Origin of the sequence: Campylobacter sp. CNRCH_2013_0671h, assembly GCF_025773055.1 — a bacterium.
Taxonomy (GTDB): Bacteria; Campylobacterota; Campylobacteria; order Campylobacterales; family Campylobacteraceae; genus Campylobacter_D; species Campylobacter_D lari_D.
The window spans coordinates 84527-105525 of record NZ_JAKMTG010000001.1; the positions used below are offsets into that span (position 1 = coordinate 84527).

Consider the following 20999-nt stretch of genomic DNA (forward strand, 5'->3'; position numbering starts at 1 on the left):
ATTAAGATTAAGCAGATATATCTAAAAGCTGATCTTTTTTGCTAGTATTTGCTTGATTATCAGCATTTGTAGAATTACTTTGTTCTTCTTTTTTAGCTTCAGCTTCTACTTTTTTTGTATCTTCTTGTTCCATAAGCTTTAAGGTGTCATATATTTGATGAACTTCCTTAGGCATACACTTGTGGAAGCGAATATTTGAATTAGGATTTAACATATTTAACATTAGAAACAATATCCAAATTTACAAAGTACTTTATGCCCAGCTTCTTGGTAAATAGGTTGATGTATTGTCTGGCAATTATGAAAAGTTGCACAAGTTATACTTCTACCTTCTATATATTCTTGTTGTGAATTATTAAAATTTTTCTTGCTATGATAACTATGATTTGAAGCTGAAACAAGGCTAGATAATGAAGCAATAACTGCTAAACCTAAGATAATTTTTTTCATTTTTGAGTCTTTCTATGATTATTTTTGATATATGAATAATTATAAAAGTCAAAAAATTAATTTAATATTAAATAACAGAAAAAACAAAAATTTGTTTAAACATTGAAAAAAAATTACTCAACTTTTTTTGTTTTTTCTCTCGCGTATGCGTATGTATTTTTTTATATATTTTTTAAAAAAAGAAAGGCTGTCTGAGTGCGTAGCTGTAAGGGGTATTTTAAAAAGAATATGTAACTATCTATAGCTTTAAGGTTTGGAGGATAGTTACATAGAAAACTTAAATAATTTTATATAATTACATAAATATTTTATAGGAGTGTATAATGAATAAGATTGACACTATCGCAAATTTTTTAGATAACAACTCTAAAAAATGTTTAGCTATAAATGGGTCTTGGGGTATAGGTAAAACTTATTTATGGAAAGAAGTTGAAAATAAACTTTCTAAAGATAAAAAAGTTGTTTATATAGATCTTTTTGGCAAAGAAAGTTATAAGCAAATATTAGAAGAAATAGTTGTAAGCCTACATGGAGATTATAATAAAATTACCAAAACAACTTTTAAAGGTTTAGAAGGTTTGGTTAAAAGTATAAGTGGCGGCTTAATAGATATAGATAGTGATGCTATTTTTTCCTTTTTAAAAAAGGAAGACTTTTATAATATTATTGTGTGTTTTGATAACATAGAAAGAAAATCTGACAATCTTTCTTTGAAAGAAATTTTAGGACTTGTAAATTTACTTAAAGAAGAAAAAGAATGTAATGTTGTTGTGATTTTTCATGAGGAAGAATTAAAAGAACAAGATAACAATCTGGCTAAAAACAATAAAGAAAAACAGACTAAACAATACAATAGTAAAAACTGGTATCAAATATACAAAGAAAAAGTTATTGATATTGTGAAATAACGATAAAAGACAATGATGAAGTAGCAAAAGCAATCATAAAAGATAGAATAAATAAATATACTAAAATTACAGATGAGATAAGAAATATTATTGAAAATATTATTTTCGAAAGATATAAAGAACAATGCAATGGAAATCTAAGATTATTATATCATGTGTTAGAACATATAGATTATTTTAACAAGCAATGTTTTTTATTATTTTGCAAGTATGACAATAAAAAAACATTTTCAGATGCTCTAAAATTAAATTATATCTCATTAATATTTCAAATTAAAAAATACCTTTCTATTAAAATAGAGAAAATAGATTTAGCTTCAGGCTATTATCATCTTTATGAACAATACCTAAAAAATATGTTTTATTTAAATAAAGAAGAAAAATACCAACTAAGACGCGATTTTTATCAAACTTTAAAAATCGATCTTTATTATAAACTTCAAAACTGCAAGATAGAATATTTGGTAGGTAATTTAAGTGATGAGCAATTTGTAAAAGGTATTGAAAATTCACTCCTAAAAATAGACTTTTATTCAAAAAATGGAATGACACATTATTCTTATGGTTTTTATCAAATTTTACTTTCAACCTATGCGCAAATTACAAAGAAAAAATTAAGCAACATAGAAGAAAAAATTAATCAGCATTATATAGAAGCTCTTGTTATAGAAGAATTTAAGTTTGATCTTAATCATGATTATAGATCTGACATAGCACTTTTAAAATTATTAAAAGATGAAAAATGGAAAGATTATTATGAAGATACCAAAGAAAAATACAAAACAAGTAAGTATGAAAGTATTAATGCTTTTATTAATAGCTATGAAAATATAGAAAGTAGTTTTTATCCTGAAGCAATCAAACAGTATAATTTTTTTAAAAAAGAAGAATTAGTACAGCTATTTAAAAATAATAACGATTTTTGTAAGAAATTTTTTAATCATTTTTCTATGAATATAGTTGCAAGTCATAAATTTGATGATGATTTAAATAATAATTTATTTCAAGCTTATTTAGATTTTTTAGATTTAGATGAAAATAAAATAAAAAAAAGTGTTGTTTTAGAATATATAAATTCACAAAATAGTGTATTAAGAAAGCTACTAATAGAATAATTGCGTTAAAGATATTCAATAAAATACTATTAAATTTACAAAAATTAAAAAGTTCTTATGCGTTTATAATTTACAAACATTAAAAATTAAACTACTTATCTCTTTTTAATTTATCGATAAAATCACTCAACCATTGCATTAACTCTCTTCCATCATCAAGTCTTAAGCTTCTATTATATACTGCTTTTACTTTATTTCTTTCTCTATGATCTAAACATAGTTCTATAACTTCACTATCTTGTTTATGAATATTTTTATACTCATAAAGAAAAATTGAAGCAGTAGCTCTAAAACCATGATATAGTATTTTATCACCAAAACCTAATCTTTTAATGGCTTGATTTAATGTGTTTTTACTCATTGTTTTAGATTTACTTATATTACTTGGAAAAAAATATTTTGAATTTGAGTAAGAAAAATTTTTAACATATAAAAGCAAGTCTAAAACACTCTGACTTAGCGGAATAATAAAATCCTCTCTTGCTTTAACTTTATTAGCACGAATAATAATTTTTTTATCAAAATCTATTTCTTTCCATTCTAAATTTATAATATTAGTACTTCTTAAAATAAATATGGACTAATTTGCAAAGCAACTTTTGTAAAAATACTTATTAATCGCAAGCAGTAATTCTTTAAATCTTGCTTCATCTGTGAAGTTTTATAACTTTGAACTTTATTAGTACCATAAAGTGCTTTTTTATATTTTGATTTTTAGTATTTTCTTTTTGAATATGTTCTTTTGGATTAATGCCTTATGATAGCATGTCGTTATAATCATTTACAATCTCTCTTGCCCGTGTTAATATGGTTATAGGATATTTTCCTATTTTAAAAGAATACCCTTTTTATTAAGTTTATATCTAAAATAAAAATTCTTATCAATATTTCCATGAAAAACCCTAGCTTCAATATATAAATTTTTAGTACAAGCACTTTGATATAAGTTTTTTATCAACAGTTAAATTTTTAAGCTCTTAATTGCTGATTTTCCTTTAAAGTGTGTACAAAAAAATATTTTTTTAATTTGTCAAAAGATTTTAATTGTAGTAATAATTCGTGATAGAGAAGTAATGGTGGATTTAGAAAGCGTGTGGTTTATTAATCAAACACCTAAGTATCCATACTTTAGAAATTAAATATCTAAATAACATATACTTTTGAAAATTCAATAATTTGTATAGTTAAATCTCATTTTAAAGATTTAACCCCTGATATAACTTTAGCTATTTCTTCAATGGAAAATAATACATAGCAAGATACTTCCATAGATTGTATTTTTCTTCTTAGATTATCAATAGTTCCTGAAGAAACGCCTAATACTTCAGCAAATTCTTTTTTACTTAAAGTCATTTTTTATATTTCTCAAAAAATTTTTGTTTCTAAATAATTCTTGGTTGTGCCAATCTTGCTTAATTGTGAAATATGTTTGTTTTAATTTATAAAAATAATATATAAAACTATAAATATCTTTATATATCTAACTTTATTTAATCACTTTTTATTTTCTGTTAAATATTATATATATTCTTTTACCTATTATCCAAATTATAAAAACATACAAATTATAATTAAATATATTTTTTTAATAAGTAATTTTAAGATTATAACAACTATTATCAAATTTATACAAAAACGCTATATTGTAGTTATCTAAAGAGTATAATAAGGTATTTATACTCTTTATTTATTACTATATATAAGCTTAGTATTTATACTTTATATACCAAATATGATAAATACACCTTACACTGTTATCTAAAATACTAAATGCTAATACTTTTAAAAATGTTAAATAGTATAATAAAATATAAATATAAAAATTCAAAAAGATTATTTTTCATTGTTTTTAAAAAGTAAATGATAAGTTTTTTTCATATATATTTAAATAATAATAAATCTATTTGCATTTTTTTAATAAAAAATAAAAGTAATTTTGATTATAATTTATAAATAATTATTATATTTATTAATTTTTTGGCTATTTTTCAATATTTTTATAACTTTTTTATCACTTTTGTATTTTTTGTGTTATCATATTCTCATCACAAATAAAAAATTTTATGCAAAGGATTCGGGGGGGGGGATATGAAAAAAACACTTTTACTTGTTTTAATCATTCACACTTTTCTTTTTTCTCAAATAATGATTTTAAAAAATCAAGATAAAATCATTATAGATGACAATCAAACTCTTGCACTTAATCATGTAAACCATGATCAAAAGCAAATACTTAAAGAATATGATAGCATTGACCCAAGAGTCAAAAAGCTATTAGAAGAAAAATCAAAGAAAGATTCTAATCTTAGTAAAGAAGATGAAGAATTATCTAATAATGTTATTGGTGTTATTCAAACTATAGGCAATGTATATAATGCCAAGGATAGTAAAGAAAGAGATGAACTTATAAGAGATTTAGCAAGCAATTATTTAAGCTTACAAGCTAATACTTTAATCCAAGAATATTTACATGCTCTTAATCACTCCATTAATAGTGAGTTTAATTTAAACTATAATGATAGGGGTGGTTTAAGTGGTAATGCTAAAGTTCTTTTACCTATTATGAGTGAAGATAATCCAAAAATATCTTATTTTTTACAAAGCGGTATAGGTGGATATGATAATAATAGAATCATAGGTCATTTTGGTGGTGGTATAAGATATTATCCTAATGCATTAGCATTAGATAATTCAGGAAATATCATGCTAGGATTAAATTTAGTTTATGATCATGATTTTAGTAGAGAGCATAAAAGAATATCTTTGGGCTTTGAAAGTATGTTAGATACACTAGCTTTCCATGCTAATATTTATCAAAGATTAAGTGATTGGATTAATAGTTATGATTTTAAAAATGCAAATAATGATCTAACTTTCTTAGAACGCCCTGCTAATGGCTGGGATATGGGTATTAAATATGCTTTTCCTTCCATGAGTAATGTAGCTGTTTTTGCTAATATGAGTAAATGGTATGGAGAAAAGGTAGCTCCATTTGGCAATGTAAACTGCTATGAAGATTTAGAAAAAAATCCTTTAGTGTATGAAGGAGGTATTACTTACTCACCCTGTCCTGCATTAACTTTTTCGCTAAGCCATAAAAGAAGTAATGAAAGTGATAAACAAGGCACAAATATAGCTATGAATTTTAACATACCTTTAGATAAAGATGCCTTCAAACACGCTTTTGATACAAAATTAGCAGGTATAAATAATACCATTGAAGGCTCTAGAACTCATTTTATAGATAGAGATTATTCTATGGTGCTTGAATATAAAGCTATTAACAATACTTATCATATTTCTTATTGCGGAAATTTGGGAGGTAATACTCATTGTATTATGCTTAAAGATGGCTTTAATCAAGCAGTTAAAAATGTTGCTATGAGTGTAACTCCTGAACAAAAAAGTGTAATCTTAAAAGATGGAAATCATTATATTACTGATAGTAATGGAAAAGTTTTTGTAAAAATAATCCACTCTTATGGAGTACGCCAAACCAATTTAATTGCTAAAGCAGGGAATGCTCAAGAAAGTTTCCCTATTACTATCATAGCTCCAAAAGAAGACTTTAGGATATTTGCTAAACCTTCTAATATACAAAGATATGAAAAATCTCTAATCACATTTACAGGAAATGATTTAGCAGGCGATTTGGCAATTCATTGGAAATTAAATGGTAAAGGAAGTTTAGAAAAAACGCCAAATTCAGATAAAACTGATAAAGATGGAAATTCAAATATCATCTATAAACCTGATGTAAACATGAAAGATAAAGAAAAAGCTGAAATCATTGCTAATGTATTGGGAGTTACTTTAAAAACATTTGTTCAAATAGCAATTTATGGAGATAATGATATTATCTTAGATAAAGCTATTATAGGTAATAAAGAAAAAACTCATGCAAGTTATAAAAACTTAAAAGCTAATTCTACAAAAGTTAAATGGAGTATACAAGGAGATAATGCTTTATTTGTTGATAAAGATAAAACTACTAAGGAGCTTAATTTAATAGCTGATGATAAAGGTGAGAGTAGTGTAGAAATCATAGGACTTAGTGGAAATGAAAAAGTAAAAATCATTGCTAAGAATATGAGTGATGAATTAGTAAAAGAAAGAAGTAAAGATTTAGAGATTAAAAATTATACAGCCACTATGGAGCTTCCTGCTGGAAAAGATCCTGTGACTCATCAAGACTTTGAAAAAGGAATGATTGATTATAAAAGCGACTTTGAAGTAAAACTTAAAGGTTTAATGCCAAAAACAAAAGTTTTATGGAAGGCTAAAGATATACAAAGCAATAAAACTTTAAGAATTAGTAACGATAAAGAAAGTACAGCTGATGATAAAGGTGAGAGTAAGGTAGTATTTGAAGGAGTAAAAGATTTTAATATTAAAAGATTACAAATCATTGCTACTTGTAATCAAAGCGCAGCTAGCACTCAAGAAGTAAGTGGAGAAATCAAACTCCACCAATATACCCCAAGCATTAGTTTTAGTAAAGATAAAATTCATGCTTATGAAAGTGATAATAACAAAGCTTTAAAAGATCCAAAACTTGATCATGTTGAAGTAACTTTAAAAGGTGGTAAACCTAATGAAAAAATAGAATGGAGTTTAAGTGGAGACGCTACTTTAAGCAATCAAGAAGCAACATTTAATGCTAGTGGTGAAGCTAAGGCAGTTATCACTTCTAAAGCTCCATTTAAAGTTAATCCAAATTTAGAAGTTAAAACTATGACTAAAGATCTTAAAAAAGAATTGCCTTATGAGATTAAAGAATATACTCCTAAAGTAGAATATCCAAGCTTTAAAACCCAAGAAAAAACTATAGATTATATAGATGATTTTAATATTAAAATAAGCGGTTTATTACCAAATTCCACTATTGATAAAATCAGTGGAAGTAAAGGAGTAAAAGCTAAAAAAGAAAGCTTTAATGTTAATGATAAAGGTGAAGCTACTTTAGAATTTAGTGGTATTAGTGATTATAGTGTTAAAGATATTGCTATTAAGTTTAATTATATCAAACAAGGTAGTATTAAAAAGGAGCTTAATTTAGATAAAATCAAACTTTATCAATACGCTATTTCCTTTAATGCTGATCCAAGTACTATCATTGCAGAACCTAATAAAAATGCCGAAGTAACTTTAAAAGGTGGTAAGCCTAATGAAAAAATAGAATGGAGTTTAAGTGGGGGTGCTACTTTAACTAAGACTGATAAAGTATTTAATGTTAGCGGTGAAGCTAAGGCAGTTATTACTTCTAAAGCTCCATTTAAAACTAATCCTATAATTAATGTAAATACCTTAGGCCAAAACCTCACTAAAACATTAACTTATATAGATGGAACTATATATACTCCAAAAATAGAATATCCTTCTTATAAAGTCAGTTTTTGGAAAAAATTAGATAAAACTATAGATTATGACTCAGATTATGTATTAAAAATAAGCGGTTTATTACCAAATTCAACCATTGATAATATCAGTGGAAGTAAAGGAGTGAAAGCTAAAAAAGAAAGCTTTAATGTTAATGATAAAGGTGAAGCTACTTTAGAATTTAGTAGTATTAGTGATCCTAGTGTTAAAGAACTTACTATTAAGTTTAGTTATATGAAATCAGTTATTACTAAGGCTGAAATAACTGCAGATAAAATTAATCTTTATCAAAGAGAATTGAATTTAGAACTTGATAAAGAAACACTTTATACTCAAGAAGGAGAAGTAGTACACGCTGTATTAAAAGGTGGAAAAACAGGTTCTAAAGTAGAGTGGAGTTTAAGTGGAGACGCTACTTTAAGTAATCAAGAAGCAACATTTAATGCTAGCGGTGAAGCTAAAGCAACTATTACTTCTAAAACCCCATTTAAAAATAACCCTGTAATTAGTGTAAATACTATTGGACAAAGTGTTAGCACTACTATTGCATATGTAGATAAAGAATATATCCCTAGTATTATTTATCCTAGCTATAATGGTTATAAGCAAACCATAGAATTAAATCAAGATTTTCATCTTGAGGTAAGTAATTTAATCCCGAATACAGAAATTGAAATATATCATGATTTTTTATCAGCGGCTAAACCAAAGCAAGATCATGTTAGAGTAAATTCTAGTGGTAAGGCTACTTTGGAATTTTATGGAGTATCGAATCCATTGTGTAGTAATTTCAATATTCAATTTAAATATATGAAAACAAAAAATAAGTCAGCGGATTTTTTTACAGATGAAATTTATATATATAAACAGCTTACCTTGATTGTAGATAAGAATTCCTTTAATGCTCAAGAAGGAGAAGAGGCACACGCAATATTAAAAGGTGGAAAACCTTATGAAAAAGTAGAATGGAGTTTAAGTGGAGACGCTACTTTAAGTAGTCATGATGCAACATTTAATTCTAGTGGTGAAGCTAAAGCAACTATTACTTCTAAAGCTCCATTTAAAGCTAACCCTGTAATTAGTGTAAATGCTATGGGTCAAGAAATAAGTAAAACTATTACTTATAATGGAAAAACTATTCTTGTTTTAGATATAGATAAGAATTCCTTAAATGCTCAAGAAGGAGAAGTAGTACACGCTGTATTAAAAGGTGGAAAAACAGGTTCTAAAGTAGAGTGGAGTTTAAGTGGAGACGCTACTTTAAGTAATCAAGAAGCAACATTTAATGCTAGTGGTGAAGCTAAAGCAACTATTACTTCTAAAGCTCCATTTAAAGCTAACCCTGTAATTAGTGTAAATGCTATGGGTCAAAATTTAAGTAAAGAATTAAATTATAAGAAGATTCCAATTCAATTAACTCTTGGTCAAACAAAGCTAAATCCATATTTGTTTGAAGTTGTCAGTATATCGGCAAAAGGCACCCCTTATGCAAAAATAAAATGGAGTATTGCCGGCGATGGAGTACTTCCAAAAAAAGAAGATCTAATTCCAAAATATTTTGATAGTAAAGGTGTTGCACTAACTAAGTTTAAAACAATTAATCCTACTGCTCATCCGGTAAAAGTAAGCGTTGAATATGAAGATGGAAGTGAAAAAGCTACTGAAACAGCTGTATTTGATGGACCAATTCGTCCAAGAATAAATATGAGATATATTCCATTTGATACAGGAGCAACTATAGAGCTATATGGATTAACTCCAAACTCTAGTGTAGATGTTCAACCAGATCAGTATCTTGGTTATACTAATTTTGTAAATAAAGGCAAGCTTCATACTGATGATGAAGGTTCAGTTTATTTAAATTTTAAACCTATTGGAAAAGTTACTCAACACACCGGTAGAATTTTTAGTCTTAAAGTGAAATATAAAGAATGGGATGGAACTGATCATGAGGCAATTGTAGGAAGTATTGAGGTGCAAAAACGCATTCATGCAATATATGATACTTGGAAAGATCCTGCTTCATGCTATACCAGTGCAACTTTAACATTAACCGATGGAATTGCAGGAGAAAAAGTTGATTTTGATGGAACCAAACTCGATGTTGGCCATGGTCAAACTCCGCCAAAAATACAAAGATGGGATAAAGAATTTGATAATTCCGGTGAAGCGAAAGTTGTAATATCAACTACATGGTGCACTAAACCATTGACCGAAACTCCTACTTTTACAATGAGATTTAATACTTTAGGTGCAGATGTCACAAGAATACGAGATGTTACTTTTGGTGGTGGAGATCATGAAATAATTTATTAGTCGGATATATAGGCACATTTTATAATGTTATGGAAAAAGAAAGAAATATATGCCACTGTATAATTTTGAACAATTTCTATCTCTGTTAGCCCAGCTTTCAGAGGTAGATATTAAAACTCTTATGGAATATAAAGATTTATTGTTAAAAGCGTTATCACCTTTAAACGAAGTAGAAAGATTTAATGCAAAAGAATGTATACAACTTATTAACACTCTTGAAGAAACTTTTTTAGATAAACTCCAAATAGAAGAAAGCAAAAAGAAAGAAATTTGCAAAAATATCATAAAAATACTAAAAATTCATTGGAAAATGTTTTTTTTGAAAATCAAGTTGTAATGCAAAATAAATGGTGGATTTAGCAGGACTCGAACCTGCGACCAACCGGTTATGAGCCGGTTGCTCTAACCAACTGAGCTATAAATCCGCCAGAAGTTAAAATAAAAATGTTATTATATCTTTATTTCCTTAATTTAAATTTAGAATTTTATTTTTACCGCTTTTTCTATTGCTAAATACCTAAAAGTTATTAAATTTTGTAAAATTCCAAAGAAAATCATAAAGGTAGCAAAAGAACTTCCCCCATGACTAAAAAATGGCATAGGTATACCAACAACAGGAGCAAAACCTATAGTCATTGATATATTTACCGCTACATATATGAAAATAAATAAAGCAATGCAATTTGTCACCACTCTTGTAAAATAATCATCTTTGAGCTTATAATTTAAACTCAATAAATGAAAAATGAGTAAGGTGTAAAGTAGTATGATTACAACTGCGCCGATAAAACCAAATCTTTCAGACAAATATGCAAAGATAAAATCACTCGTAGAAATAGGTAAAAATTTAAAATGTGTTTGTGTAGCTTCATCTGCTTTTTTTCCGCTCAAACCACCGCTTCCTATAGCGATGATGGATTGTTTTACATGGTAACTTGGCTCTTCAGCTAAGAAATCATGAATTCTTTGTTTTTGATAAGGCTTTAAAAAATCACTATAAATAATAGGTGAGGCTATAGCTATAGCTAAAAAAATACTAAGCCAAATTTTATAATTTACTCCTATGATAAAAAGCGTTCCAAAGCCTACTATTAAAAGCACTAAAGCTGTTCCCAAATCAGGTTCTCCTGCTATAAGCAAAAACGGAAGCAAAATATAAAAACTTAGCTTTAAAAATTGTTTTAAACCATAGCCATTAGGCGGTGGAGGATTTTGATAAATCAAATAAGCTAACATTAAAATAAAAGAGGGCTTAAAAATTTCAGAAGGTTGTATGGTAAAATGCGTAAAAGGTATTTCAAGCCATCTTCTAGCTCCAAGTTTTTCAACACCAAAAATATCCACACTTAAAAGTAAAGCTATATTAATCCAATATAACACAGGTATAAGCCACATTAGTCTTCTTAAGGGTAAAAAGAAAAAAAACGCAAATCCTGCAAAACCCACTAAAGTATAGATAAATTGTTTTTCAGCTAAGCGCGTATTTGCCTCATAAATTAAAAGAAAAGATATAGCTATGATAGGTAACACTAAAAGAGGTTGTACAAAGTCAAAATGTGTTAAAATTCTTCTATCAAGTTTTATCAAAGCTACCCTTTTTATAAAATATTACATAATTATATGCTAAAATTGCAAATTTTATCACAAGGAAATATAATATGCTAAAAATTTCATCACTTTGTGAAGAAAGATTGGATGTTTTTTTATCAGATATACTTAAGCAAAGTCGTTCGCAAGTTGCTAAACTAATCAAAGAAAACTGCATATATATTAATGAAAAAATAGAAAATAAAAGTTCTAAAAAAATAAAACAAAAAGATGAAATAAGTATTTTTTTACCTTTAGTAAAAGAAGCCAAAGAAAGCTACACGCCTGAGTTTGATATAGAAATTTTATATGAAGATGATGATGTTTTGGTTTTAAACAAAGCTCCTAATGTTGTCGTGCATGGTGCAAGTAGTGTTAAAGAAGCGACTTTGGTGGATTGGCTTTTGCATAAGGGCTATGCTTTGTCAAATTTAAATGGAGAACATAGAGCAGGGCTTGTGCATAGACTTGATAAGGGCACAAGTGGAGCTATCATCATAGCTAAAAACAATCAAGCACATCAATTTTTAGCAAATCAGCTTTTGGATAAAAGTATGGGTAGATTTTATCTTGCTTTGAGTGAATTGCCTTTGAAAAATGATAAAATGAGTAATGAAAAAGCTATTATGCGTTGTCCTAGCAATAGGCTTAAAAAAATTACTACAAATACTAAAAACCCTTTAGCAAAAAATGCAAAAACAGATTTTATAAATTTATTAAGCGCTAAAAATTGCTCTTTGATAGCTGCTAAGTTATACACAGGAAGAACTCATCAAATCAGGGTGCATTTAGCAGATTTTAATCGATATATTTTAGGAGATCAATTATACGGATATAAAGGAAAAATAAAGTATAATAGAGTAATGCTTCATGCGTATTTGATTTATTTTATTCATCCTAGGACTAAAGAGTTGATGTTTGTAAAAGCTCCTATGTTTGATGATTTTTATCAAATTTTAAAAGAAAATTTTACACAAGGAGAGATAGATGAAAAAACTTCATTGGATTATCTTAAGTTCTGCTTTAGCTTTTAGTGCTTGTAGCGTAAGTTCACCGCAAATTGCTCAAGTAAATGATACTTTACCAAAAATATCAAGTATTAAAAATATAAGTGATATTACAAGTATAGCGTTTGAATGGGAACCTTTGTATGATCAAAATATAGCAGGTTATTATATTTATAGAGCAAATGCAGCTGGTGCACCTATGGAGCTTATAGCAAAAATCAAAAATAAATTTCAAACTCACTATACTGATACAAATTTAGCACCAAATACAAGATATTATTATTCTATGAAAACCTTTAATGAACTTGGACAAGTTTCTCAAGATGGTGTAAGTATAGAAGCTTTTACAAATAGAGTGATTGATCCAGTGCCTTTTGTGCAAGCTATTGTTGGTTTGCCAAATCGTGTAAAAATAGTTTGGAGACCACACCCTGATGTAAGAGTAAATTCATACATCATTGAGCGTGCAAATATGAAAGATATGAAATTTAAAGAATTAGCTAGAATCAAAAATCGCTTAAGTGCTGAATATATAGATGATTCGCTAAAACCTGATGAAAGTTTTCAATATAGAATCATAGCTTTAACTTATGATGGTATTAAAAGCACTCCAAGTAAAATAGTAGAATCAACTACCAAAGCCCTTCCTCCTATGGTAAGTAATTTACAAGCAAGTAAAGACGCACCAAGAAAAATTATTTTAACTTGGGATAAAATTGATTATGCTGATTTTGCTTATTATAAAATTTATTCAAGTTCAACTACTTTTTTACCTTTTAGTGTGGTAGCTAAAACTTCTGAAAATACTTATGAAGATGTGGTTAAAGGTGTGGCTGAAAAAAGATATTATAAAGTTAGTATGGTCGATAAAGATGGCCTAGAAAGTCCTATAGCAAGTGAGCCTGTGGAAGGTATTACCCTAGGAGCACCATTAGCGCCAAGTATTGTTTTGTGTGCTGTTGAAGATGATGGTATTAGAGTAGAGTGGATTGATAATGATGATAGAGCTAAAGAATACATAGTTAAAAGAAGTGGTGGTGGAAGTAATGCTGTGTTTAAAGAGATTAAATCTAAACAATTAAAAGATATTACTGCAGCTCCTGGAAAAGTATATAGTTATGAAGTTATTGCTATCGATGCAAATGGCATAGAATCAAAAGCTTCTGATAAATTTACAGCAGTAAAATAATGCCAAATTTTAAGTGTAAAATTTTAAAAGAAATTCAACTTCCTTTTGAAAAAGATGGAGTTGAATTCTTATGGCTTGCTAAAGGTGAAAATGTTGATTTGCTTTTTACGCGTATAAACCAAGAAAAATTTTTTTTACAAATTAAAAAAGATGAAAAAAGTCAAGAATGGCTTATAAAGGGTGAAAAACATACTAAGCCTTCGCAAATTGGGTATTTGCAAAAGGCTTTACTTGTATTTAAAGAAAATTTTACTCAAGATGTAGTTTGTGAAGCTGTGGCGCTAAAACACACAAGGTTAATCCAAAAAACACCTTTAATTGCTAATGATTTAAAAGAAATTTTAGAACAAATAAAAAATAAAAAACAAATTTATATTGAAATAGGTTTTGGAAGCGGTAGACATTTGCTTTATCAAGCTAGGCAAAATCCTAATGTACTGATAATTGGTATAGAAATTTACACTCCTGCATTAGAACAAGTAGCTAAACTTGCTTTAAGTGAAAATTTAAACAATGTTTTATTAATAGAAACTGATGCAAGATTATTATTAAGCGTACTTGAATCTAATCTTGTGGATAAAATCTTTTTGCATTTTCCTGTTCCTTGGGATAAAAAGCCTCACCGTAGAGTAGTGGGGTTAAATTTTGCAAATGAATGCGCTAGGGTTTTAAAAGAAGATGGACAATTTGAACTTAGAACGGATAGTTTTTTGTATTTTGATTTTACTTTGGAGACTTTTTTAACTTTCTCACATTTAAAAGCTTTAATCAAAAAAAATGAAAATTTAGAAATTTCAAGTAAATATGAAGATCGTTGGAAAAGACAAAATAAAGATATATATGATTTAATCATTAGTGGTTTTAGCAAGAGTAAAAGCTTGAATAAAAATCAAAAATTTGCTATTGAGGATTTAAAATTAAATACAAAAGAATTAGCTTGTATAAAAAAGAATTTTAAAAATGAAGTTTTTAAAGGCGAAGATTTTTTCTTGCATTTTGAAAAAATGTATATTAAAGATGAAGAACTTGTTATTAAAATAGCTTTTGGTGCTTTTTATAAACCTGAACATGTTTATATAGTATTAAACTTACAAAAGATAGAATTTATCTTTGAGCAACCTTTTAAAACTAAAGAAAATTTAAAAGCTATAGAAAAATTAAGAGAAATATTGTATTCTTATATTAAATAATAATGATTTAAATAATTATCAAACAAATGATAAGGAAAAAGCAGTGATGATAGAAGCCAAAAAGCTTTGTCTTGGTTATGATGAGCTTGTTATAGAAAATGCTAGTTTTTCGCTAAAAGATAATGATTTTGTTTTTATCACAGGAAAAAGTGGTAGTGGAAAATCAACTTTGTTAAAATCTTTTTATGGGGATTTGGAGCCAATAAGTGGAAATTTAAAGGTTTGCAATAATGATTTAGTGGATATTTCTAATGCTGAACTTTTGCAGCTTAGGCAAAAAATAGGAATTATTTTTCAAGATTATCGTTTGGTTCAAGAATTTAGTGTAGAAAAAAATGTAATGTTACCTTTGATGATTAAAGGTTATAGTAAAAATGTATGTAAAGAACAAGCTGCAAAGCTTTTAAAGCATGTAAATTTAACTTTCAAAGCTGATAAAAAGCCAGCTCAACTTTCAGGTGGAGAGCAGCAACGCGTGGCTATGGCAAGAGCCCTAGCACATAATCCAAAATTACTCTTATGCGATGAGCCAACGGGAAATTTAGATGAGTATTCTTCAGATATTATATGGACTTTATTAAAATCAGCTAGAGAAATACTTGGAACTTGCGTGGTAGTTGTCACACATAGAATTCCTACTAATTTAAGACTTGATTATCGTCGTTTTAATATAGAAAATGGGAGAATGAATGAAATCTTTTAAAAATCATCTTTCTTTGATATTTGCTTTAATGGTGATGATGTTTGCTTTTGAGTTTTTGATTATCACAAATAAAACTATTGAATATTATGAAAAACTTTTAAATAAAGACTATAATATCATTTTAGTAGGAAAAACTCACTTAGATAAAAAAAGCATAGAAGAGCAGGTTAGTCATTTTCAGTCTTTAGAAATTTTAAATCCAAATGAAATGATAGATAGACTTAAAAATGATATATCAGCTAAAAACATAGAGGTTTTAAAGGCTACATTGCCAAAATTTTATACTTTGAAGCTTAATAAGCTTTTGTCAGAAGATGAGTTAAACATTTTAAAAGATAAACTTTTAAAAAATCCTAACATTACTAGAGTGGAGACTTTTGCAAAAACGCATACAAAAATTTATAAACTTTTAGTTTTAGTGAAATTTTTATTATGGTTTTTCTTGTTTATTATAATATTGCTTAGTTTTGTATTATTGCTTAAACAAATGAAAATTTGGCTTTTCGAGCATACTCAAAGAGTGGAAATCATGTGCTTGCTTGGCGCCCCATTTTGGTTTAGATCTTTTATGCTTTATAAGATAGTTTTTATTGATTGTTTTATAGCATTTTTATTGCTTGTATTATTTTTTACCCAAGTTTATGATCTTGAATCCATTAAACTAGCTTTACAGAGTGTAGACATTAGCTTACCTAAAATAAGTATTTTCACGCATTTATTTTTGATTTTTTTAGCAATGCTTTGTGTTTGTTTTGCTTGTGTGAATTTTGTGATGTTTAAGGTTAGAAAATGAAAAAATGCTTTTTGCTTTTTTTATTTTCCTTTTCTGTTTTATTTGCAAATGAAATTGCACAAAAGCAAAAAGATATTAAAGAAAATGAACGCATAGTAAAGCAATTATCTAAAAAATTAGAAGATTTAGCTAGTGAAATTTTAGATAATGAGAAAAATTTAAAAAAAATTGCTTCAGAAATTAGCACCTTAACTTCAAAAACTTCTAAACTTGAAGGATCTGTGAAAACTCAAATAAAAGCATTAGAACAGCTTAATGCACAAAATAAAGATCTTTTGCAAAATAAAAATAAGATCGAAGGAAAAATAATTGATTTAATTGCTAAAGATTTTGCTTATGATTTAGCAATCCCTAAAAATTATATTGAAAGTGAAGATAGTATTATTGCTTTGGAGTTAGTTGGGGTTTTGGATAAAATTTTCAAAGAAGAATTTTATCAAATTTCAAAAGATTATGAAGATGTGAGCAAAAAAATAGAAGAAAAGCAAAGACAAATTACTACAATTAATAATAATTTAAAAGTTTATAAAGATCAAATTGATGAGCTTAAAAATCTTAGAAAAAAACAAGAGCAAGAAATAGCTAAACAAAAAACTGATAAAGAAATTTATACTAGAAAACTTTCTAATTTGCAAGCCCAGCAGCAAGAATTAAGAAAAACACTCAATAAATTAAAAATTATCAAAGAAAAAGAAGAAGAAAAATTAGCACAAAAAAAGGATGATCAAAAGCCAAATTCAAATATAAAACAAGTGGGTTCAAGCTATCAAACAAGCAGTGTTAAGCGATATAATGGTCCTAAGACAATAGCTCCTTTAGAATCTTATACAGTAAAGCAAAAATTTGGAAATTATATAGATCCTATTTATAATATTAAGATCTATAATGAAAATGTAGTTTTAAAAAGTGATAGTGCTAATGCTGCGGTAAGAAATGTCTTAGATGGAAAAGTAGTTTTTGCAAAAGCAACTCCAACTTTAAAGCAAGTTGTGATTGTTGAAAATAAAGATGGTATACATACTATTTATGCACATTTAGATAAAATTGCTCCTGGGGTTAAAGTAGGTAGAAATATCAAGAAAGGTTATATTATAGGTAGGGTTGAAAGTGATTTAACTTTTGAAGTAACCCAAAAGAATTTTCATATCAATCCTTTGGAAATGATTAAATAAATTAGTTTTTTTTAATGCGAATTTTGATATAGTTTTAAATCAAAGGAGAAATTTAATGAACAATAAAAGAAAAAGAGTATTGGTTAAATTTTCTGGAGAAGCTTTGGCTGGAGAAAATGGATTTGGTATAGAAAATTCTATTTTAAAATATATAGCTTCTGAAATAAAAAGTTTGATTCATGAAAATGTTGAAGTAGGTATTGTAATAGGTGGTGGTAATATCATTAGAGGGGTATCTGCTGCAAGAGATGGACTGATAAAAAGAACAAGTGGCGATCATATGGGTATGCTTGCTACTGTAATTAATTCTATAGCTATGCAAGAAGCATTAGAAAGTGCTGGACTTGATGTGAGGGTTCAAAGTGCTATCCAAATGGAAGCATTTTGCGAAACATATATTATGAGAAGAGCACATAGACATTTAGAAAAAGGACGCATAGTTATTTTTGCTTGTGGTACTGGCAATCCTTATTTTACTACAGATACTGCTGCAACTTTAAGAGCGGTTGAAATTCAAGCAGATATGATCATTAAAGCAACTAAGGTAGATGGAATTTATAACAAAGATCCTAAAAAATTTGATGATGCTATTATGCTTAATGAGTTAAGCTATGAAAGAGCTTTACATGATAATATAAAAGTTATGGATGATACGGCAATAGCCCTAGCTAAAGATAATGCTTTACCTATTGTGGTATGTAATATGTTTAAAGAAGGAAATTTATTAAAAATTATCCAAGGCGATATGAGCTTATGCTCTATTGTTAAAAATCAAGATTAAAGGTAAAAAATGAGAGTAGAACAAATAGCTGCAAAGGCATTAAAAAAATTAAAAGATGATAGATACAAATTAGCTCTTGTAGTAGCTAAAAGAGCTGAAGAGCTTGCAAATGGCGCAGAACCTTTAGTAAATTTAGATAAAAATAAATATAAATATACTGATATTGCTTTATATGAAATAGCAGAAGATAAAATCGTATTAGAGGGATTTATTGAAGCTGGTAAATGATGAGTTATTGCTAGATAAACTTGTTGATGATGTAAAAAATTGCAGGGATTTACAAAGAGCAAAAGAAATTCTTTTTATGGTTTTTCCACAATCTGCTGTTTTGGAAAAAGCAGTGGAGTTTTGTATCCAAAAACACGAAGGACAATTTAGAAAGAGTGGAGAACCTTATGCGGTTCATCCTATATTAGTAGCTTCTTTTGTAGCTTTTTTAAGTCCTATACAATCTATGATTATAGCCGCATTATTACATGATGTATTAGAAGATACAAATTGTAATGAAGAAGAGTTAAATGCAAATTTTGGCGAAGAAGTAACAAAATTAGTTCAAGGTTTAACTAAAATAGTTAGTATTAGAGAAGATCATCTTACTCATTCCAATTCTAATGAGAAACTTGCAAAATCTGCTCTGACTTTTAGAAATATGCTTTTAGCGGGTGTTGAAGATGTGAGTGTGCTTGTAATAAAGCTTTGTGATAGATTGCACAATATGCTTACCTTAAATTATTTACGAGAAGATAAGCAAAAAAGAATTAGCGAAGAAACCTTGGTGGTATATGCACCTATAGCTCATAGACTTGGAATTTCAAGTATAAAGAATTTACTTGAGGATTTAAGTTTTAAATTTTTGCTTCCTGATGAATATGCACAAATTGATAATTATATAAATGCAAAAGATCAACAAATTCAACTTGGATTTAATGAATTTATTTCAAAAATAGAAATGTTATTTTTGGAAAATGGGTTTAGACAAGGTAGTTTTGTTATACATAAAAGAATTAAACATAATTATTCTATTTATTTAAAGATGCAAAGAAAAGGTGTGGGGCTTGATGAAGTTTTAGACCTTTTGGGTGTAAGAATTTTGGTTGAAAAAGTTTATGATTGTTATTTGGCTTTGGGAATTTTACATACGCATTTTAATCCTTTGATTTCAAGATTTAAAGACTATATAGCCTTGCCAAAACAAAATGGTTATCAAACCTTACATACAACACTTTTTGATGCAAAAAATATCATAGAGGCTCAAATTCGCACCTTTGATATGCATAAAACTGCTGAATTTGGCGTTGCAGCACATTGGAAATATAAAGAAGGAAATATTGCAACACCAAATTTAGATTGGCTTGAAGATATTTCTATGCATGGTAAAGAAGAAGGAAATAATATACAAGATTGTGATGCTATTGAGCTTTATGAATATGCAAAGGATAGTTTATATATTGAGGATATAGCAGTATATTCTCCTAAAGGTGAAATTTTTACCTTACCGCGTGGAGCTACGGCTTTGGATTTTGCATATGAGGTTCATACTAAAGTAGGACTTCATGCAAAAACCGCCTTTGTAAATCGTATGAGAGTTCCGCTTTTAACTGTGCTTAAAAATGGAGATATAGTTAGTATTGAAACTTCAGAGGAAGAATTTTTTAGATGCTCTTGGATAGATAGTGTTAAAACAGGAAAAGCTAGAGCTAGTATAAGAGATTTTTGTAAGCAAAAGAAAAAAGAATTAAACAATAAAATCGCCATTAATCTTTTATCTACGGCATTTAATAAAGATTCTAAACTTATAGAAGAATGGCTTGAAAAAGAAAAATTTAATAAAAAGCTCAGACAAATTGCTTTAGATTTTAATTATTTTAAAGAGGTAATTATAGCTCTTAGAAAATATGTAGGACAAAATCAAGCAGCTAAATTTGAACAAAATGAACAAAAATTTGAAAGCATAGTGATTGGTTCTAATTATAAAATAACTACTATTAATTTTGATTATTGTTGTAGACCTAAAAGAGGAGATGAAATCATCGCTTTTAGACATTCAACTAGTGCTACAATACACCATAAACTTTGCGAACAAGCAATGAAGATGATAGAAGATAACAAAGAAATGGTTTTTGTTTCTTGGAATGATAGCTCGATAAAAAGTTACAAAATCATTGTTTCTATAGAAAATAAAAAAGGCTCTTTAGCGGATTTTCTAACTACTTTGGCTAAAATGCAGATTAATGTTTTAAGTATTAATTCAGCCGATTCAGAGCCTGTGGTGGCAAATTATTTTGAAGTGCAAGTTGAATTACCTAATAATATAGATGTTGAAAATGCAAAAGAAAGATTAAAAGCTAGGTATAAAATTTTAGATTTTACATCTTTAAATGATGCATATAATAATCACTAAAAAAGGTT

18 protein-coding genes and 1 tRNA gene are annotated in these 20999 nt (G+C 27.7%); 13 read left to right on the forward strand and 6 right to left on the reverse strand.

Annotated features, from left to right (window positions below):
* Positions 1–7: 7 nt before the first annotated feature.
* The gene (locus L8X97_RS00460) at positions 8–223 is read right to left on the reverse strand and encodes a hypothetical protein (RefSeq protein WP_263662375.1); all 216 of its coding nucleotides are present in this window, start codon (positions 221–223) and stop codon (positions 8–10) included.
* A complete protein-coding gene (locus tag L8X97_RS00465) occupies positions 223–450 on the reverse strand; it encodes a hypothetical protein (RefSeq protein ID WP_263662376.1) in 228 nt (75 codons plus the stop codon). The genes L8X97_RS00460 and L8X97_RS00465 overlap by 1 nt, the downstream gene beginning before the upstream one ends.
* 323 nt (positions 451–773) lie before the next feature.
* Between L8X97_RS00465 and L8X97_RS00470 the strand changes: the two genes are divergently transcribed.
* Positions 774–1358 (forward strand): KAP family NTPase, encoded by a 585-nt coding sequence (locus tag L8X97_RS00470; RefSeq protein WP_263662377.1) that lies wholly within the window; start codon positions 774–776, stop codon positions 1356–1358.
* A 155-nt stretch (positions 1359–1513) separates the two neighbouring features.
* Positions 1514–2473, forward strand: coding sequence for a hypothetical protein (locus tag L8X97_RS00475; protein ID WP_263662378.1), 960 nt, complete (start codon positions 1514–1516; stop codon positions 2471–2473).
* Between the two features lie 91 nt (positions 2474–2564).
* Here L8X97_RS00475 and L8X97_RS00480 read toward each other — a convergent pair whose 3' ends face one another.
* Positions 2565–3050 carry a site-specific integrase gene (locus L8X97_RS00480; protein WP_318529421.1) on the reverse strand — a complete coding sequence of 162 codons (486 nt, stop codon included), beginning with the start codon at positions 3048–3050 and terminating at the stop codon, positions 2565–2567.
* Positions 3051–3664: 614 nt separating this feature from the next.
* The gene (locus L8X97_RS00485) at positions 3665–3826 is read right to left on the reverse strand and encodes a hypothetical protein (protein WP_263662379.1); all 162 of its coding nucleotides are present in this window, start codon (positions 3824–3826) and stop codon (positions 3665–3667) included.
* A gap of 735 nt (positions 3827–4561) precedes the next feature.
* Between L8X97_RS00485 and L8X97_RS00490 the strand changes: the two genes are divergently transcribed.
* Complete coding sequence (locus tag L8X97_RS00490; protein ID WP_263662380.1) at positions 4562–10168, forward strand: inverse autotransporter beta domain-containing protein; 5607 nt, start codon at positions 4562–4564, stop codon at positions 10166–10168.
* Between the two features lie 49 nt (positions 10169–10217).
* Entirely contained in the window at positions 10218–10505 is a 288-nt protein-coding gene (locus L8X97_RS00495; protein WP_263662381.1) for a hypothetical protein, read from the forward strand.
* A gap of 11 nt (positions 10506–10516) precedes the next feature.
* On the opposite strand, the gene L8X97_RS00500 is transcribed toward L8X97_RS00495, so the two are convergent.
* A tRNA-Ile gene (locus L8X97_RS00500) sits at positions 10517–10593 on the reverse strand.
* Between the two features lie 52 nt (positions 10594–10645).
* Positions 10646–11755, reverse strand: coding sequence for an FtsW/RodA/SpoVE family cell cycle protein (locus L8X97_RS00505; RefSeq protein ID WP_087700555.1), 1110 nt, complete (start codon positions 11753–11755; stop codon positions 10646–10648).
* Between the two features lie 71 nt (positions 11756–11826).
* On the opposite strand from L8X97_RS00505, the gene L8X97_RS00510 reads away from it, so the two are divergent.
* From L8X97_RS00510 to L8X97_RS00550, 9 genes are read left to right on the forward strand one after another with little or no spacing between them, the layout of a single operon-like run.
* Entirely contained in the window at positions 11827–12789 is a 963-nt protein-coding gene (locus tag L8X97_RS00510) for an RluA family pseudouridine synthase (RefSeq protein WP_263660618.1), read from the forward strand.
* Positions 12743–13951, forward strand: coding sequence for a fibronectin type III domain-containing protein (locus L8X97_RS00515; RefSeq protein WP_263662382.1), 1209 nt, complete (start codon positions 12743–12745; stop codon positions 13949–13951). The genes L8X97_RS00510 and L8X97_RS00515 overlap by 47 nt, the downstream gene beginning before the upstream one ends.
* The gene (trmB, locus tag L8X97_RS00520; RefSeq protein WP_263660620.1) at positions 13951–15141 is read left to right on the forward strand and encodes a tRNA (guanosine(46)-N7)-methyltransferase TrmB; all 1191 of its coding nucleotides are present in this window, start codon (positions 13951–13953) and stop codon (positions 15139–15141) included. The genes L8X97_RS00515 and trmB overlap by 1 nt, the downstream gene beginning before the upstream one ends.
* A 46-nt stretch (positions 15142–15187) precedes the next feature.
* Complete coding sequence (locus L8X97_RS00525; RefSeq protein WP_039625813.1) at positions 15188–15844, forward strand: cell division ATP-binding protein FtsE; 657 nt, start codon at positions 15188–15190, stop codon at positions 15842–15844.
* Positions 15831–16637 (forward strand): ABC transporter permease, encoded by an 807-nt coding sequence (locus L8X97_RS00530; protein WP_263659928.1) that lies wholly within the window; start codon positions 15831–15833, stop codon positions 16635–16637. The genes L8X97_RS00525 and L8X97_RS00530 overlap by 14 nt, the downstream gene beginning before the upstream one ends.
* Positions 16634–17809 (forward strand): murein hydrolase activator EnvC family protein, encoded by a 1176-nt coding sequence (locus L8X97_RS00535; protein WP_133319252.1) that lies wholly within the window; start codon positions 16634–16636, stop codon positions 17807–17809. The genes L8X97_RS00530 and L8X97_RS00535 overlap by 4 nt, the downstream gene beginning before the upstream one ends.
* 55 nt (positions 17810–17864) lie before the next feature.
* The gene (gene pyrH / locus L8X97_RS00540; RefSeq protein WP_133319251.1) at positions 17865–18590 is read left to right on the forward strand and encodes a UMP kinase; all 726 of its coding nucleotides are present in this window, start codon (positions 17865–17867) and stop codon (positions 18588–18590) included.
* Between the two features lie 9 nt (positions 18591–18599).
* On the forward strand, positions 18600–18818 hold the full coding sequence (locus tag L8X97_RS00545) for a DNA-directed RNA polymerase subunit omega (protein ID WP_133319250.1): 219 nt from the start codon (positions 18600–18602) through the stop codon (positions 18816–18818).
* Complete coding sequence (locus L8X97_RS00550) at positions 18802–20991, forward strand: RelA/SpoT family protein (RefSeq protein WP_263662383.1); 2190 nt, start codon at positions 18802–18804, stop codon at positions 20989–20991. The genes L8X97_RS00545 and L8X97_RS00550 overlap by 17 nt, the downstream gene beginning before the upstream one ends.
* Positions 20992–20999: the final 8 nt, after the last annotated feature.

Coding starts and splice junctions, on each gene's coding strand:
- L8X97_RS00460 (WP_263662375.1), bottom strand. CDS start 223: ATGTTAAATATGTTAAATCCTAATTCAAATATTCGCTTCCACAAGTGT.
- L8X97_RS00465 (WP_263662376.1), bottom strand. CDS start 450: ATGAAAAAAATTATCTTAGGTTTAGCAGTTATTGCTTCATTATCTAGC.
- L8X97_RS00470 (WP_263662377.1), top strand. CDS start 774: ATGAATAAGATTGACACTATCGCAAATTTTTTAGATAACAACTCTAAA.
- L8X97_RS00485 (WP_263662379.1), bottom strand. CDS start 3,826: ATGACTTTAAGTAAAAAAGAATTTGCTGAAGTATTAGGCGTTTCTTCA.
- L8X97_RS00490 (WP_263662380.1), top strand. CDS start 4,562: ATGAAAAAAACACTTTTACTTGTTTTAATCATTCACACTTTTCTTTTT.
- L8X97_RS00495 (WP_263662381.1), top strand. CDS start 10,218: ATGCCACTGTATAATTTTGAACAATTTCTATCTCTGTTAGCCCAGCTT.
- L8X97_RS00510 (WP_263660618.1), top strand. CDS start 11,827: ATGCTAAAAATTTCATCACTTTGTGAAGAAAGATTGGATGTTTTTTTA.
- L8X97_RS00515 (WP_263662382.1), top strand. CDS start 12,743: ATGAAAAAACTTCATTGGATTATCTTAAGTTCTGCTTTAGCTTTTAGT.
- trmB (WP_263660620.1), top strand. CDS start 13,951: ATGCCAAATTTTAAGTGTAAAATTTTAAAAGAAATTCAACTTCCTTTT.
- L8X97_RS00525 (WP_039625813.1), top strand. CDS start 15,188: ATGATAGAAGCCAAAAAGCTTTGTCTTGGTTATGATGAGCTTGTTATA.
- L8X97_RS00530 (WP_263659928.1), top strand. CDS start 15,831: ATGAAATCTTTTAAAAATCATCTTTCTTTGATATTTGCTTTAATGGTG.
- L8X97_RS00535 (WP_133319252.1), top strand. CDS start 16,634: ATGAAAAAATGCTTTTTGCTTTTTTTATTTTCCTTTTCTGTTTTATTT.
- pyrH (WP_133319251.1), top strand. CDS start 17,865: ATGAACAATAAAAGAAAAAGAGTATTGGTTAAATTTTCTGGAGAAGCT.
- L8X97_RS00545 (WP_133319250.1), top strand. CDS start 18,600: ATGAGAGTAGAACAAATAGCTGCAAAGGCATTAAAAAAATTAAAAGAT.